The 17,644-nt window shown below is 40.7% G+C and carries 6 protein-coding genes; all 6 read right to left on the reverse strand.

Going from position 1 to position 17,644, the window contains the following annotated elements; genetic code table 11:
* Window positions 1–19 precede the first annotated feature (19 nt).
* The 6 genes from FLL46_RS09660 to FLL46_RS09685 all read right to left on the reverse strand — a co-directional run bounded on the left by FLL46_RS09660 (window position 20) and on the right by FLL46_RS09685 (window position 17,144).
* Window positions 20–1,516 carry a TIGR03032 family protein gene (locus FLL46_RS09660; RefSeq protein WP_142893306.1) on the reverse strand — a complete coding sequence of 499 codons (1,497 nt, stop codon included), beginning with the start codon at window positions 1,514–1,516 and terminating at the stop codon, window positions 20–22.
* Window positions 1,517–1,794: 278 nt separating this feature from the next.
* Window positions 1,795–2,355, reverse strand: a complete 561-nt coding sequence (locus FLL46_RS09665; protein ID WP_142893307.1) for a hypothetical protein — start codon at window positions 2,353–2,355, stop codon at window positions 1,795–1,797.
* A 9-nt stretch (window positions 2,356–2,364) separates the two neighbouring features.
* A complete protein-coding gene (locus FLL46_RS09670) occupies window positions 2,365–4,506 on the reverse strand; it encodes a PKD domain-containing protein (RefSeq protein WP_142893308.1) in 2,142 nt (713 codons plus the stop codon).
* 92 nt (window positions 4,507–4,598) lie between these two features.
* The gene (locus FLL46_RS09675; protein ID WP_142893309.1) at window positions 4,599–4,874 is read right to left on the reverse strand and encodes a hypothetical protein; all 276 of its coding nucleotides are present in this window, start codon (window positions 4,872–4,874) and stop codon (window positions 4,599–4,601) included.
* 152 nt (window positions 4,875–5,026) lie between these two features.
* A complete protein-coding gene (locus FLL46_RS09680; protein ID WP_168204113.1) occupies window positions 5,027–11,431 on the reverse strand; it encodes a Calx-beta domain-containing protein in 6,405 nt (2,134 codons plus the stop codon).
* A gap of 496 nt (window positions 11,432–11,927) precedes the next feature.
* Window positions 11,928–17,144: a Calx-beta domain-containing protein gene (locus FLL46_RS09685; RefSeq protein ID WP_142893311.1), complete on the reverse strand. Its 5,217-nt coding sequence runs from the start codon at window positions 17,142–17,144 to the stop codon at window positions 11,928–11,930.
* Window positions 17,145–17,644: the final 500 nt, after the last annotated feature.

The following is a 17,644-nucleotide window of genomic DNA, read 5'->3' on the forward strand; positions in this document are numbered from 1 at the left end:
TAAATGGTAGAGCAACTTTTTACTCATTCACTTTTTCATTTAAAGCCTTCAAGTTAGATTTTGCTTGCTCATAATTAGGTCTAATTTGAATCGCTCTTTCAAAATACTCTCTAGCCTTTTCTGTATTACCTAGTTTGCTGTGACTAAACCCAATACTGTTGATTGCTTCGGCGTGACCGATATCTTCTTTAAGCACTTTTTCAAGCTCAATAATGGCTTCTTCATGACGGTCTAAATTACCCAATGCAACACCATAGTTGTATCGTGCGGGAACATAGTTATCCATCATTTCGAGACATTGCTTATATTTCTCAATAGCCTCCTTAACTTTTCCATCATTAAATAACCGGTTGCCTTCTTCAAAATGAATTTCAGCGGTCGACCAGTTCTTGTCTGGTTGACAGGTATTATTAAGTACTTCATCCGTTAACACATAAGTGCTACCGAGCAAGTTTAAATCATCGTTAATAACATCTGGGAATTTCCAGGGTAATACTGATACGGCGAAGATTTCTTGAACTCCTTTTTCAAACTTTAGAAAAGCTTTAATTTCACCATCTTTTAAATCGACAATCCACACACCACTATGGCGCACCGGTTGAGTTTGGGTTAATGGTAAACCGGCAAATACTGCGGTTTCACGGACTTGTGATAAACCAATCACCGCGTATTGACCGATAAAATCCAAGCCACGAGTAAAACCGGGTAGCTCTGCGTGAACAATATTTTCTCCGGTTACTGGATCAACATAATTTAATGTGCCACGACCAGATTCCAAAAACCACAACTTGTTATTATGCCAGCGTGGGGAGTGAGGCATTGATAATCCTCGAAGAATAAATTCATTGCTTTCAATATCCATTAAAATACCGCCAGCGGCTTTATTTTTGCGCCAGCCTCCTTCGGTATCGGTTTCACCTAATGCGGTAATATAACGGGGCTTGCCATCGCGTATTGCCAAACCATTTAAGTGACAACGATCACGCATATCATATTCTGTAATAAAGGGTGGTCGCCAACGCGGATTAAAACTAAAGCCAGGCTTAAAAGTACACAAGCAGGAAAAACGCGTATTAATAAACCATAACTCTTCATCCACCCATGCCATTTCGTGAATATCGATATCACCTGTTGTCTTAACATCACGCATTAAATAGCAAGCGTCATGTTTTTTAACCGGGCTTATTCTATGCGCCGCTGTTGGGACGTTTCTAAAATCCCAAATTTGCGCAGCTGTTCCTAATGTTAAGCGATCAGCCGAAGCAACCATACCCATCGGTTTATTAAATTGTCGAAAATGAGTGTTAGTGACACCATCCTCTTCGCGCGCTAAAATCAGCTTGCCGGCTTGGTAAGTACTAATTGCCAAACTAATGCCGAAGTATTTTAGTAGTTCAGTAAAACCATTGGTATGGACACTGGCAAGGTTTTCCAATTGTTGCTGATTGGCTAACTCCTGATTTTTATTTTGCTCTTGTTGTTCAGGGGTTAATTCTTGTTTATTCGTTTCTGTCATAGTGGAACTAGTACTTTAAGAAGTTAATGGAGGACAGGTTAAAAATGTGAATCTAAAGCATTAGGAATTGACCTGAGCAGTGTACAAATGACTCTAACAATATAGAATTCAAATTTAAGCGTCTACCTAAACGGCATTCTCATGGCATATAGTTGAGTCATTTTATCGTATAACTACTTTTATGGGACAAAACCAAAAAGCAGATACTATTGTGAAATAAATTTAGCACAATGGGTATCAATTTAAAGTATTTTTCGAATATTTACTCTCAATTGAAATTATTGTTTGATTGGAGAAGAAGCAAAATCAGCCAAGTGAAATTTTTCTCTATCGCGCTGAATGGCAATTGAAGCCAAAATCTGCTGTTCCTTGTAAGTCCAAACATTATGATTATGCGCGTTTAATGAAACCATCACCATATTAATGCCCTCTTTAAACATCTCATGCGGTAAATGCACATATCGTCCATAAACACGTTGAACTTTTTTACCATTAATGTAGAGATGCGCATGACCTTCCAATATTCGCCCAAGTGTTTTTTCAAACTCGGGCGGTGCGATATTAAAATTGGCAAGTCTTAGATGTAGATTAAATCCTGACATTTCATCCCTGAATAGTCGAATCTCTAATTGGGGAACAGCAGCGCCATCTGGCACTGCTACAGGTTGATGATCATGTACCATACCAGCCATATTATGTCCCATTGGCATATTTTGATTCATGGGCATTTTATGATTCATCGGCATTTGGTGATTCATGGGCATCGATTGTTCAGCAGAGTGGGCACTAAGTGCCCAGCTGAACAAACCGATAAATAGAACGATTTTATTTATCAACATTTCGCTGACCTACTCGCAGGAAGTGATACCATCGCTTGGTAACTCACCATAAAAAGTCGGCCCGACTTGATAAGGAAATACTGGTGTTAGTGTTCCATTCACATCTTCCACAGTAATATGATAATGATAGCCAAGATTATCGTGTTCATGTCCATTATGCTGGTCCAGATACTCATTACCTTGTGCAGTTAAGCTGGCATCATAATAATAATCTTCAAAATAAACGCCTTCACCTGCATCAATAGGATTTCTTGAAATAGATTCCAACTCTTCGCTCGTAGTCGGACCGGCAGTTACGTTAACCGTCCCTTTTGACAAGTCGTATTGATCAACCAACTGACAAGTACGTTCACCGGCAACCCCACAACCACTGGCTGAATTCGGATCATCATAGTCACGTTCAACCCAAGCGGTCTTAGCTAAAACACCTTGCATTTGATAAGGTCCATGAATTGGATAACCATCTGCTGCAAAACCATAAATAGGTGAGTGATTAGAGCCATCATCTCCCATTAAATCTTGCAAGCAACTGGAAAAAGTGTGGTGATGATATTCGCCTTGAACCTCGGCATGGCCTGAACAAATATCCACATCATAAACTTCAAATTTCGGCGCAAGATTATTCCAAACACCTTCGTCGTTGTAGCTCATGGCATCGCCCCAGTTAAAAACCGAAGTTCCGTTAAGCATGACACCCACAGTACCTAAACCAACCTGGCAGGTTTGTGTCGCCGGTTTTGGTGACGATGGAATTTTATTATCTTTATTTTTGAGAACTGGACATTCGGGGCCAGGAGGCCAATAGCCCAAATCACAGGTGCGGTCGGAGTCGTAATTAATGTCCTGACCAAATTCAATCACATCGCCAACTTGTGCAGTCGTTCTTTGCGTAGGCGACTTAAAATCTCGATTTACATTGGGTCGACTATCTAATTTGTCGATCATATCCTGAGTTATGGTCACGGTATAGTTCGGAATACCAGTCGCGGTGAATGAAGTAAATTCTTCATTATTTTGTCTGGTCGCCAAAACCGATTGAACATTAACTAACACGCCTTCGCCATTTTCTTCAATATGGTTAGAACGGGTTGAGGTATTGATTTGCCAATTAGCAACATTAATAATGACACTATCAGAACTAGAATTTTCAGTACCATCATTGACAACCAGAGAAACGACATAGCTCCCTTCTGCATCGGGAACCAAAACTGGGATTGCAGAATCAGGATTAATCAGAGAAACATTACTATCAACCGGCTTTTCATCTAAAGTCCAACTATAACTCAAAGTATCACCATCAGCATCACTGCTGTCATTACCATCAAGTGATAAGTCGTTACCAATGAAGGTCAGTTTATCATCACCTGCGCGAGCAACAGGCGGCGTGTTTTGCTGTGACGAACTAGCAGCGATGATCACCGTATCTGGCGAACTATCTTGAGTACCATCGTTAACGACTAATTGCAACACATAATCACCAACTTCATCAGCAGTAAACGTTGGAGACTCTAAGCTCGCATCACTTAAAGAGGCATTACTGTTAGGCGGCACACTGTTAAAGCTCCAAGCATAAGTTAAATTATCACCATCTGCATCGGAACTTCCAGAGCCATCCAGGCTAACTAAATCTCCTATGACAACGGTTTGATCACTACCTGCATTTGCAACTGGTGCATTATTACCTGTGGCATCCACAAAGATAGAAACAGTGTCTGGCGTGCTGTTGCCAGTTCCATCGTTCACGACCAACTGGATAACATAAGTTCCAACAACATCAGGTGTAAAAGTTGCCGAAACATTGGTATCGTTACTGAGCGTTGCACTGCTGTTGTTAGGAGCGCTATTGATTGACCACTGATAAGTTAAAGCGTCACCATCTTGATCAGAGCTTCCACTGCCGTCTAATGTAACCACAGCGCCCAAATTTATGTTTTGATCCGCACCAGCATTTGCCACCGGTAATGTATTTGCAGAACCGCCGCCATTATCAGATCCGCCGTCAGAGTCATCGGCAGAACCACCTCCACCGCCTCCACAGGCAGACATAACAAATATCAGAGAGAAAACTAACGCGATACCAGGTACTGAAAATAGATTTACCTGGCGAGTAGTTTGCTTACCTGATCTTACTTTACAACTAGACAACATCATTTTTCTCCTTCTAAAGGTCGCAGGATTAATTTCATAGAGCACTATCCCGAAATACACTGATACAAAATTTCAGTGCATCATTATTATTAATATTATTTAACGAGGCTTACTTTCGCGCCTCTTTGGTATAAAGTTTTATAGAGAAAGAAATACTCTTGGCATTCTCCATAAAAAACAAAATTGAACTCACTAAAAACGGGTGAAACATTCTTTTCAAACCATCGAATAAATCTCTCGCCATAACAACTACTCTCTAAAGGTTCAAATGAGAAAGCTTTAACCAGTTCATCATCCACAAGAGACACATGGACTCGCGGCAAAGCTTCTTTCTCATTCAAAAAATACAAACTCACTTCTTTTTTAATCATTTTTAATTTTTATCCAATTGCGGCTCTCAACAACGCTTTAGAAATCAATGTGATTCGACATTTTTTCTTATTTACTACCTCAGAAAATTCATATAGCAAAAGGAGTTAAAATAGAGGTAAAACTCGCAAATCATATTAAATATTTAACTCAATCAAAATTCTGTTTTTTTACTAGTGCTAGTAACTTTTCGCATAACAAACTTTTGCATAGCGAGCTTCCTAGCCCCAACCAAAATTAATAACACAAATAGAATTTGATACATTGCACCACCACCGGAAGATGCTGTCTGTTCCTCTTCATCTTCTGCTGAGACATCATTGTCGGTGATAGTTATCGTAGCGCTATTTTCGCCTGTGATAATGGTGTTAGTGGGATTAGTTAATGCGATCTCAAAAGACTCATTGGTTTCATCCTGAGTGTCATCAACAATACCAATCGTTATCGTTTGGCTTGTCTCTCCATCGGCGAAAAACAAAGTCCCGTTAGTTGCGTTAAAGTCTTCACCATTAATAGCGGTACCATTAGTAAATTCATAGTCAAGGCTAATGTCACCAAAACTACCATTGGCTCTTAAAACGGTTATGGTCAATTCACTAAACGACTCACTAATGCTAAATGAGCTTCCGCTGAATTGAATATCACCACTTGCTGGGACCGGATCATTTTCAGCAATAGTAATAGTGGTTTGTTCGATACTGCCTAAACTCGCATCACCATTTAAGTGAGTTAATCGCAATGTTAAATTTTCTTCGCCTTCATACTCACTATCATCAAGAATTAAAATTGTGAACGATAGACTGGTTTCACCATCAACAAAGGTCAGTTGTTCATCACTCAATCGATAATCTAAAAGATTAGTAGCGCTACCACCCTCGACACTAATACCAATACTTGCATCACCAAAGCTTCCATTAGAGCGAACTACCGTGACCGTTAAACTGCCATCACCTTCATCAACTGAATAAGTCGCGCCACTAAATTGAATCACGCCTGCTGGTGGAACGGCATCATCTTCTAAAATGGTGACTGTTGAGTTGTTCGGATTATTAATTGAGGTACCAACTACATTCGTCAGCTCTAGATTAAAACTCTCATCACCTTCATAGGTTGAATCATCAATTAAGTTAACAGAGACTGTTTTAGCAATTTCACCATCAGCAAAAGTTAAAGTTTGATTGATACTTTGATAATCATCACCTGCAGTAGCTGAGTCATTCTGCGAAACAATATCAACACTAATTGTTCCAAAGTCTCCGCCAGTTCTGATAACAGATATATCGAATGAACTATCATTTTCATTTACTTGATAACTGTCATTTTCAATGGATAACACACCCGCAGGTGGCACAGGTTCATCATCTAATATGGTTACGGTTGCAGTCGAAGTACCTAAGGTAGCACCACCAGTCACATTTGATAGAACTACGCTAAATGACTCGTCGGATTCATAGACATTGTCATTTACTAAACTAATGGTGATAACTTTTTCAATTTCCCCATCAGCAAAAGTCAGTGTCTGACTTGAAGCCACATAATCGTTAGTGGCCGTCGCACTATCATCTTGAGTCACTAAAGAAACGGAAACTTCACCATAACTTCCCCCATCACGCACAACCTTAAGAGAAATATCACCATCATTTTCATTCACTTGATCAGCAGCAAACTCAAAACCGATTTCACCAGCTGGTGGAACCGGGTCGTCTTCTTGAATAGTAATCGTTGTGGTTGCTACTGAACCGAGTGAAGAATCACCAATACTTTGCAAATTGTTTAAAGTGACGGTAAAAGATTCATCGCCTTCATAAGTCGAATCATCAACAACGTTAACAGTAATGGTTTGTTCCGTTTCACCATCAACAAAAGTCAGAGTATCAGCCACAAAGATATAATCATTGGTCGCCGTCGCTGAGCTATCTGGATCACTACCATCTTGCATGGTGTAATCAACGGTGAGTTCTTCATAATCACCATTAGTTCGAGTGACTTTTACATCAACACTGAAACCATTTTCCGCAACCACATAATCGGTGAATTCAAAATTTAGATCACCTGAGTAGGGATAAGGTGTGCTATCACTGTTATCACCAATACCATCGCCATCGGAATCTTGCCACTCAGAATCATCTAACGGAAAGGCATCGTCGTCATCTAAAACTCCGTCATTATCATCATCGGTATCTGCATTGTTACCAATACCATCTCCATCGGTATCTATTGTTTCAGAATCATCATTTGGAAAGTCATCGTCATCATCGTTAACGCCGTCATTATCATCATCTAGGTCACTGTTATCTTCAATTCCATCGATATCATTATCACGATAAGCTAGATTATTAAGAATAAGCGCCGGGTATTGATCGCTAGTGCCAAAATCCCAAAGGGTAGTAGACCAGTTTGAATAAACTAAAGCGGAACAAGTTGCATCACCTGCAGAAGTTGGGCATTGTAATTCGCTAGTGGTAAATCCGGTGCCACTATCGTTGAAGGTTGATAATTGCCCTGTTGACTCGGTATCCCAGTAGGCTTCAATCGTGGTAAAGGTTCCGGAGCCTCCTCCTATTAAACCACCTATATTCACATCGGCGACTTCTCCGGTATCGGTTACGCTACCGTAGGCAAGCACCGATTCTAGGGTCATATCTGAATAAGCAACCCCAATAATCCCTCCAACAATGTCTTTCCCATGAACTTTAGCAGCAGAATAGCTATTGCGAATTTCAAAGACGTTAGGGGCTGAGGCATAACCCAAACCAAATAATCCACCGACATTTTCTAAACCGGAAACAGACCCCATGACAAAACTGTTTTCGATAATATTATCGATACTACCGGTACCATTAGATTGCCCTGCTAATCCACCGACATAATTGCCGGTTCCAGTAATTTCAGCAATCACATAACTGTCAGAAATTTGTAAGCTCTTGGAAAAACCAACGAATCCACCAACTATTTGAGATCCGTCCACAGTCCCGGAAAAACTAGAATTTTTAATAGTAGAATCCGCATCAATGCTTCCAAAATATCCCCCCACCAAACTGCCGGGAGAAAACACTGAAACATTCACAACACAATTAGAAACTGTCACGCCTCTAGCATAACCACCTATACCACCAGCAACATGAACCGTCGATATGACTTCGCCGGAGAAATAGCAGTTAGTCAAAGTAAAATTGTCGTTATATGCTTGTCCAAATAACAAGCCGATATTAGAAACACCTTGGACCCTAGTATGCTCTCCTTCTATCGAAATATTTCGAAACTCGGCACCATCTATAACCTTAAATAACCCTATCAATCCACTAGAACTTTCAATGACCAAGTTGAGGATTTTAAATCCATTGCCTTCAAAAATTGCAGTAAAGGGATTATTAAAATCTCCGATAGGTTGCCATCCATCTGCAATACTGGTTGATTCCCAATAATCGTCATTGGCATCAACAACACCATCGCCATTGGTATCAAAATCTAAATCGGTGGTTAATTCAAAACCGTTACAACCGGAGCTTAAACAACCTGCGCTAGAACCATAAAGTCCAGTTCCATCCAAATGATTATTAATTTCTTTCAGATCATCAAGACTGTCGATTTCGATCAGACCATCATTATCTAAATCAACATCACTGTTATCACCGACGCCATCAGCATCACCGTCAGCTGACTCTGAAGCATCTTCTGGAAAAGCATCGTCGCCGTCTAAAACGCCGTCATTATCATCATCCGTATCGGCATTGTTACCGATTCCATCACCATCAGTATCGACTGTTTCTGTTGGATCATTTGGAAAAGCATCTTCACTATCCCATACGCCGTCATCATCGCTATCACGATAGACAAAACCGTTAATTGTTAAGACGGGGTATTGAACGTCTGTACCAAAATCCCAATTACTGGAAGACCAGTTTGAATAAACTGGAGTTAAACAGGTTACATCACCTGGAGAAGTTGGGCACTGCAGTTCGCTAGTGGTTAGCCCTGTGCCGTTATTGCCAGAAGTAGAAGTTTGCCCGGTTGTATCAACATCCCAATAGGCTTCAATTGCAGTAACACTAAAGCCGTCTCCTACTAAACCACCTATTTCTGGGTTGGCTTTCACGCCGTTATCAGTCACGCTGCCAAATGCAAGGACTGACTCTAGAGTAACATCCAAAGACGCAAGTCCTATTATCCCTCCTATAAGGTCACTGCCATCAACACTTGCTGCTGAATAACTATTGCGGATGTCAAAGGATTGACTGGAACTACCGAAGCCAACAAAGCCACCGATAAACTCGGAGCCTGAAACCGATCCCATTACAAAACTATTTTCGATTATTGTTGAGTTTGCGGCAAATAGTTGCCCAACTAGTCCGCCAACAAAATCACTGGATCCCTCAATTTTTGCAATAACATAACTATCTCTAATTTCTATATCATTAGATTCCCCTGTCAATCCACCAACACGTCTTTGACCATTCACTGTTCCATTAAAAAATGAATCTGAAATTGTCGAGTAGCTGATAAGTTGAGAGAAAAATCCGCCGGCATAACTTCCTGTTGTAGAAACAGATACATTCACTTTGCAATTAGTAACATCAGCACTTGCAGTGTAACCTCCAATGCCGCCAACATTACTTATAGTCGAAACGACTTTACCTGAGAAATAACAAGTGTAGAGAGATGGGCCAGCATTATCCGCTTGTCCAAATAATAAACCAGTATTCGCTCCTCCCTGGACACTGGTAAGTTCGCCGTCAATTGAAAAGTTACGAAAAACCGCACCATCAACTGTTCGGAATAAACCGATACTTGATGTTGCGTTACTACTCTCAATAACTAAATTTAGGATTTTAAAATCATTACCTTCAAAGATTGCGGTAAAAGGATTGCCTTCTCCTCCGATAGGTTGCCAACCATCGGCAATACTGGTTGATTCCCAATGATCATCATTGGCATCAACAACGCCATCACCATTGGTATCAAAATCTAAATCGGTGGTTAATTCAAAACCGTTACATCCAGAATTTGGACAACCCGCACTAGAACGGTAAAGTCCAGTTCCATCTAGGTTGTTTTCAATTTCTCTCAGGTCATCAAGGCTGTCTATTTCGATAAGACCATCATCGTCCAGGTCAACGTCGATAACATCCGGAATACCGTCGTTATCATTATCAGTGTCATGATAAACAATATTGTTAATAATCAGGCCCGGATATTGACTGGTTCCTCCAAAATCCCAGTCGTCTGTTGACCAAGTTGTATAGAGCGCGACAGAGCATCCATCATCACCCGGTTTTTGTGGGCATTGTAATTCGCTAGTAGTGAGTCCGGTTCCGTAATTGCCGTAGGTTGTAGTTTGTCCGGACGTATCTGTATCCCAGTAAGTTTCGGTAGCTGTGATTACCGAGTCACTATAGCCAACTAATCCACCCACCTCTGCATTGCCGAATACCTGACCATAGGCTAATACACGATTTAAAGTGACGCTAAGGTCATTGTAACCAATAAGCCCGCCAACCCAATCCGTACCAATCACCGAACTGCCGACATTCACATCTCTAATCTCTAGTGCTTGATTAGTAGATTGCAAACCGATAAGCCCACCGATCAGTAAGGTGCCTTTCACCTCGCCTAATACAAAACTATTATTGATCAACGAGTCCGGAGTATTAGCACTAGAACGAGTAGTTATATCACCGACTAATCCACCAGCTGAATCGGTGGTTGCAGTCACATCTGCGATAACATAACTGTTGCTAATCGAGATGCTATCGCTAGAACCAATCAACCCACCAATAGTATGAAGCCCGGATACATTACCAATAAACTGGCTAAATTCGATATTTAAATCAGCAACTGACGTTGCGACTAATCCCCCCACTCGAGATCCAGTTCCAGTAATTGTCGCTTCTACTCGGCAATTCTCAATACTACCGCCCTCTGTATAAGCAATTAGACCACCAAGCGTTGAAACTCCCGATATAACACCATTAAATGAGCAATTTTGAAATTTACTTCCGACAGTACTACTTTCTCCAGCAAAGCCAGCAGTGAAGGAATCGCCAGCAATACTTGTTAACTCACCGCCAATATGAATATTCTGGAATGTCGCATTATCCACATAAGCAAATAAAGCAACATTACTATTAGAGGTCCTATTGATGTAAAGATTTAAGATTGAATAGTCATTGCCTTCCAAAGTTGCAGAGAATGGTTCAACCTGACTCCCCATCGGTTCCCAACCTGCCCCACTATTCCAGTAGGTATCGTTGGCATCCATCACACCATCACCGTCAGTATCAAAATCCAAATTTGTGGTTAACTCAAAACCAGTACAACCAGCAATGGGACAGCCAGCACTACTACCATAAAGCGCGGTACCATCAAGATGATTGCGAATTTCATTGAGGTCTTCCAGATCATTAATTTCAATTAAGCCATCGTCATCTAAATCATAATCAGAACGACCACTTTCAGCTGAAAGCATTGGGCTAATTAAAAGGCTGACCAATGCCAGATTAAGCAATACAACAAATTGGCTTAACTGACGGACTTTAAGAATAAAGAGTTTTAACTGCATGATTTCGCTTATCCTTTTCCACCTATCGGCGATGGGTAATAGCATTTATATTCAACAATGACACCTACACAGCTAGAACCATGCCAAAATAAAAAGCTATTAATTTTCAATAAGTTAAGAAATCTATAAGCAATAGATTTATCGGTAATTGCTTATAAAATTCTATAAGCAATAATTTGAGGATGTTTTTTTCTTATAAGGGAATTTAGGGGGAATTGTTATTATGGTCATCTCGACCAACGTGGAGAGATCTCCCGCCGACATTTACTAGCTCAATCTCTCGTCAATAATTGAAATAAGAAAGACTATCTGAATTAAAAACTGCGATCGGGTTGAGACTGTCAATACCTTTAGGAGATCTCTCCATTCCAGTCGAGATGACAGAACAATTCGGGAAGATGGAGCTTTTTTATTCATTCAAAAATGCGAGCTAAACCCTCCGTAAAAAATGAAATCAAATTCACTGAATACGGAGGATTGTTTTTACGCTAACTAGTTAAACTTCTCGTCTGTTAAGATTGAACCGTTTACGCGCAAAAAATATTAATCCTAACAACAACCATGAAATGGAACCACCACCAGATGATGATTCAGTCTCAACCTCCGGCTCTACTTCAGTCTCATCATTATCACTAATGTTAATAGTTGCTGTTGCTTCACCTGCGATGATTGTGTTGACTGGATTAACCAATGCAATCTCAAAAGATTCATCACTTTCATCCTGACTGTCATCAACAATACCAATCGTTATCGTTTGACTTGTCTCTCCATCAGCAAAAAATAAAGTGCCGTTAGTTGCGTTAAAGTCTTCACCATTAATGGCAGTACCATCAGAGTATTCATAGTCAACGCTAATGTCACCAAAACTACCATTGGCTCTTAGAACTGTTATAGTCAATTCACTGAATGACTCACTAATGTTAAATGAGCTTCCGCTTAGTTGAATATCACCACTTGCTGGAACCGGATCATTTTCAACAATGATGATAGTGGTTTGTTCGATACTTCCTAAACTTGCATCACCGTTTAAGTGAGTTAATCGCAGCGTTAAATTTTCTTCACCTTCATACTCACTATCATCAAGAATTAAAATTGAGAACGATTGACTGGTTTCACCATCAACAAAGGTCAGTTGTTCATCACTCAATCGATAATCTAGAAGATTAGTTGCGCTACCACCATCGACACTAATGCCAATACTCGCGTCACCAAAACTTCCATTAGAGCGAACTACCGTGACAGTTAAACTACCATCACCTTCATCAACTGAATAAGTCGCGCCACTAAATTGAATGACACCTGCTGGTGGAACGGCATCATTTTCTAAAATGGTGACTGTTGAAGTGATTGGATTATTAATCGAGGTACCAACTACATTGGTCAGCTCTAGATTAAAAGTTTCATCGCCTTCATAAGTTGAATCATCAATTAAGTTAACAGTGACCGTCTTAGCAATTTCACCATCAGCAAAGTTTAAAGTTTGATTGATACTTTGATAATCATCGCCTGAAGTAGCTGAATCATTTTGTGAAACAATATCGACACTGACTGCACCAAAGTCTCCGCCAGTTCTAATCACAGTGATATCCAATGAAGTATCATTTTCATTGATTTGATAGCTATCATTTTCAATGGATAACACGCCAGCCGGTGGCACAGGTTCATTATCTAGAATGGTTACCGTCGTAATTGAAGTTCCTAAAGTCGCACTACCAGTGACATTCGAAAGTAAGAGGCTGAATGATTCATCAGACTCATACGCATCATCATCAACTAAACTAATGGTGATAACTTTTTCAATTTCTCCATCAGCAAAAGTTAGCGTCTGACTTGAAGCGACATAATCATTCGTTGCCGTTGCGCTATCATCCTGAGTAACTAATGAAACTGAAACCTCACCAAAGCTACCACCATCACGAACAACCTTAAGAGAAGTATCACCATCATTTTCATTCACTTGATCAGTAGCAAACTCAAAACCGATTTCACCAGCCGGTGGAACCGGGTCGTCTTCTTGAATAGTAATTGTAGTGGTGGCTACTGAACCAAGAGAAGAATCACCAGTACTTTGCAAATTGTTTAAAGTGACAGTAAAAGATTCATCGCCTTCATAAGTTAAATCATCAACAATACTAACCGTAATAGTTTGTTCCGTTTCACCATCAGCAAAAGTTAAAGTATCAGCCACAAACACATAATCATTGGTAGCCGTCGCAGAGCTATCCGGATCAGCACCATCTTGCATTGTGTAATCAACGGTGAGTTCTTCATAGTCACCGTTAGTTCGAGTGACTTTTACATCAACACTGAAACCATTTTCCGCAACCACATAATCGGTGAATTCAAAATTTAGATCACCTGAGTAGGGATAAGGTGTGGTATCGCTGTTATCACCAATACCATCACCATCGGAATCTTGCCATTCAGAATCATCTAACGGAAAGGCATCGTCGTCATCTAAAACACCATCATTATCATCATCGGTGTCAGCATTATTACCGACACCATCTCCATCGGTATCTGTTGTTTCAGAATCATCTAAAGGAAATGCATCATCGTCGTCACTTACACCGTCATTATCATCATCGGTATCAGCATTATTACCAATCCCATCGCCATCTGTGTCTTGCCATTCTGTATTGTCAAACGGGAAAGCATCCTGGTCGTCAGTTACGCCATCGTTATCATCGTCGGTATCAGCGTTGTTGCCAATTCCGTCACCGTCAGAATCTAAAGTTTCATCCGCGTCGTTAGGAAATGCATCCTCTTCATCAATCACACCATCGCCATCATTATCATTAGTATTGGCAAACACTAGAAAATAGTTGAATGAATAGTCATCAGCAGAACCGGCCATCACAATATTATGATCATCGGTTAAGGCGACCGATTCAGGACTGTTGAAATCATCTAAACTGTATGTAGCAAGCCCATTGATACCAAAATCGCTTACCAGCTCACCTGTCTCTGTCAGCTTAGCCAACACTGCAATAAAGCTACCAGTAGCATCGTTATGGTAATAGTAGGTCGCCAATAGATGACCATCTTCCTGTTGAAATATGCCTGTCAAAAACACAAAAGTATTATCGGTAGGGTTCAGCAGTGCGGCGTACCCATCAGCACCAAAGTTTGTATCTATTGTCCCGTCGGAATTTAAACGATAGAGATAAACACCTTTATCATCATCTGACCAATCACTAGTGAGAACAATAAAACCACCAGCCTGATCTGAAATGATAAAATCAGGCGTACGATCGTTTCCTAAAACATCATTGATAATACCACTGCTTCCAAACGAATCTATCAGTAACCCCTGACTATCAATTTTGGCAAAATTGAGAGTTCTACTCTGTCGAGAAGCAAGCAAAAACTCATCGTCTGCCGTTTCAATCACTGCAACAGTACTTTCCGGGCCGCTTCCGGAGTAAAAATCAAAGTTTCTGTAAGTGTTATCTTCATAAAAGGTGGTGTCTAACTCATCGTTTTCATCGAGTCGAAATACTCGAGTTGCGCCATCGCTTCCTCTAACACTGCTGTACACCAACATCCCACCATTACTACTAGAAGCAGCTAGCACCTCATCGTCTGAGGAGTTTGCAAGTTTATACTGACCAGGTGTGGGCTGGGTTGTGAAACGTTGCGAAGATAAATTGCCAGCGTCATCTAGTGCTAATAGACAAGTTGCTTTATCGCATTCAGGTAGCACGAGTATTCGACTCCCATCGGCTTCAAAGCCTATGTCTCTTGGCTGGTAAGTTTCAACTCCCAGATCATAGCCATAAACAAATCCATCGCTTGCGTAATTTGTATCTATCGTCATATCAGCATTAAAACGAGAAAGATAGAAGGAGATTTCATCACCTCTTAATGTCCCAACTACATAGAGATGTCCATCATCACCATTTTTCAACAATGGAGAATTATTTTCGAAATAGTCAGCAGAAGGAAATACCGACAGTTCAAAGTAGCCGCCACCATTTACACTTTCATCAAGCGGCGTCAGGAAATCATTGGCATCATTTAGGTCTGTGCCCTGCAAAACTTCATATCCATCGAGGATATGGTCCCCATCGGAATCTTGATAAAAATCGTCCGCGTCATTTGGATCCATTCCTTGTGCTATTTCAGTGTTATCACCTAAACCATCGCCGTCACTATCGGTTGTTTCAGAAGCATCATTAGGAAAGGCATCCGCATTATCACCCACGCCGTCACCATCGCTATCAGTTGTTTCAGAAGCATCATTGGGAAAATCATCATCGTCATCAGAAACACCATCAGCATCATTATCACGATAAATCACACCGTCGATGATTAGTCCTGGATACTGATTAGTATCACCAAAATCCCAATCATCGGTTGACCAGGAGCCATATGGCGTAACGAGACATCCATTATCGCCTGGATTTTGTGGGCACTGTAATTCGCTAGTGGTCAATCCTGTGCTATTACCATCTGCGCTAGATGATTGCCCAGTTGACTCAATATCCCAGTAGGTTTCATTCGTAGTAATGGTTGCCAAACTTGCCCCAACTAAACCACCGATTTCAACATCGGCAACTTCTCCGGTATCAGTAACACTACCATAAGCTAATACTGATTCTAGAGTCAGGTCAGCAAGTACAAGTCCTACAATGCCTCCGATTGTATCTTCACCATGGACACTTGCCGCGGAAAAACTATTGCGGATTTCAAATGAACCGTTGGGAGTGGCCTGTCCAATAAATCCACCAACACTTAGAAGCCCAGAAACCGATCCCATCACAAAACTATTTTCAATAATCGTGTCTTTGGTCTGGAAACCAAATAATCTACCGACAAACCCACCGGTATAAATGCTGGTTCCTGTTATATCAGCGTTTACATAGCTTTGGTATATTTCAATATCCCTGGAAGAACCAATGAATCCCCCCACATCTTCTTGACCACTCACAGATCCAGTAAAAACAGAATTCGAAATTGTAGACTTGCCGCTAAGTTGAGCTAAAAATCCACCTGCAAAATCCCCAGTTGTTGAAACAGAAACATTAACTTCGCAATTGGAAATGTCTGCTTCACTAGCATAACCCCCAATCCCACCGACACTTGCAAGTGTTGCAACAACTTCACCAGAGAAATCACAATTGGAAAGAGTTACACCAGCATTATCGCCTTGTCCAAATAACAAACCGATATGCCCTCTCCCCTGAACCCTTGTATGCTCACCTTCAATTGAAAAGTTTTGAAATACTGCGCCATCAACCGCTCGGAATAAGCCGATAGTTGTTGTAGAACCAACACCTTCAATCACTAGATTGAGAATCTTAAAGTCATTACCTTCAAAGATTGCTGTAAAAGGCGCGTTGGTGTCTCCGATGGGTTGCCAACCCTCTGCAATACTCGTTGATTCCCAATAGTCATCATTGGTATCAACAACGCCATCACCATTAGTATCAAAATCTAAGTCAGTGGTTAATTCAAAACCGATACAACCCGTGTTAGGGCAACCAGTGCTCGAACCATAAAGCGCTGTACCATCAAGATGATTGCGGATTTCATTTAAATCATCCAAATCATTAATTTCGATCAGACCATCGTCGTCCAGGTCATAATCAGAACGGCCACTTTCGGCCGATAGCGTTGGGCTAATTAAAAGACTGACCAAAGCCAGGTTAAGCAATACAACCAATTGACTTAACTGACGGACTTTAAGAATAAAGAGATTGAACTGCATATTTTTGCTTATCCTTTTTCACCTATCTACTGCGGGTGATAGCAATTTCATTTAACAATGAGGTTCGCAAAGCTAAATTTATGCCAACAATTAAAACATTTATATTTCAATAGGTTAGCAATCTATAAGCAATATTTTTACGGTAATTGCTTATAAGAAAGCTTTATAAGCAATAAGTTGAAATTGAGAATTCTTATAAGGGGTTTGAAAGGGGAGTTGTTTCTCTCGTCATCTCGACCGTAGTGGACGACTGCATGGATGCAGGAGGTAGAGTAATTCAGTGGTCCGGCACACCGGAGCAATTACCGAGAGATCTCCCACAGACATGTTCCAGCTTAACCTCTCATCAAAATTTGAAATAAGAAAGGCTCACTGCTTTGAAAACTACAATGGGGTGAGCTTGTCGATACCTTTAGGAGATCTCTCCACGTTGGTCGAGATGACGGTGCTTTCTAATTGATTCAAAAATGCGAGTAAATCCCTCCGTAAAAATAAAATCA

Source organism: Aliikangiella coralliicola, assembly GCF_007004725.1.
Lineage (GTDB): Bacteria > Pseudomonadota > Gammaproteobacteria > Enterobacterales > Kangiellaceae > Aliikangiella > Aliikangiella coralliicola.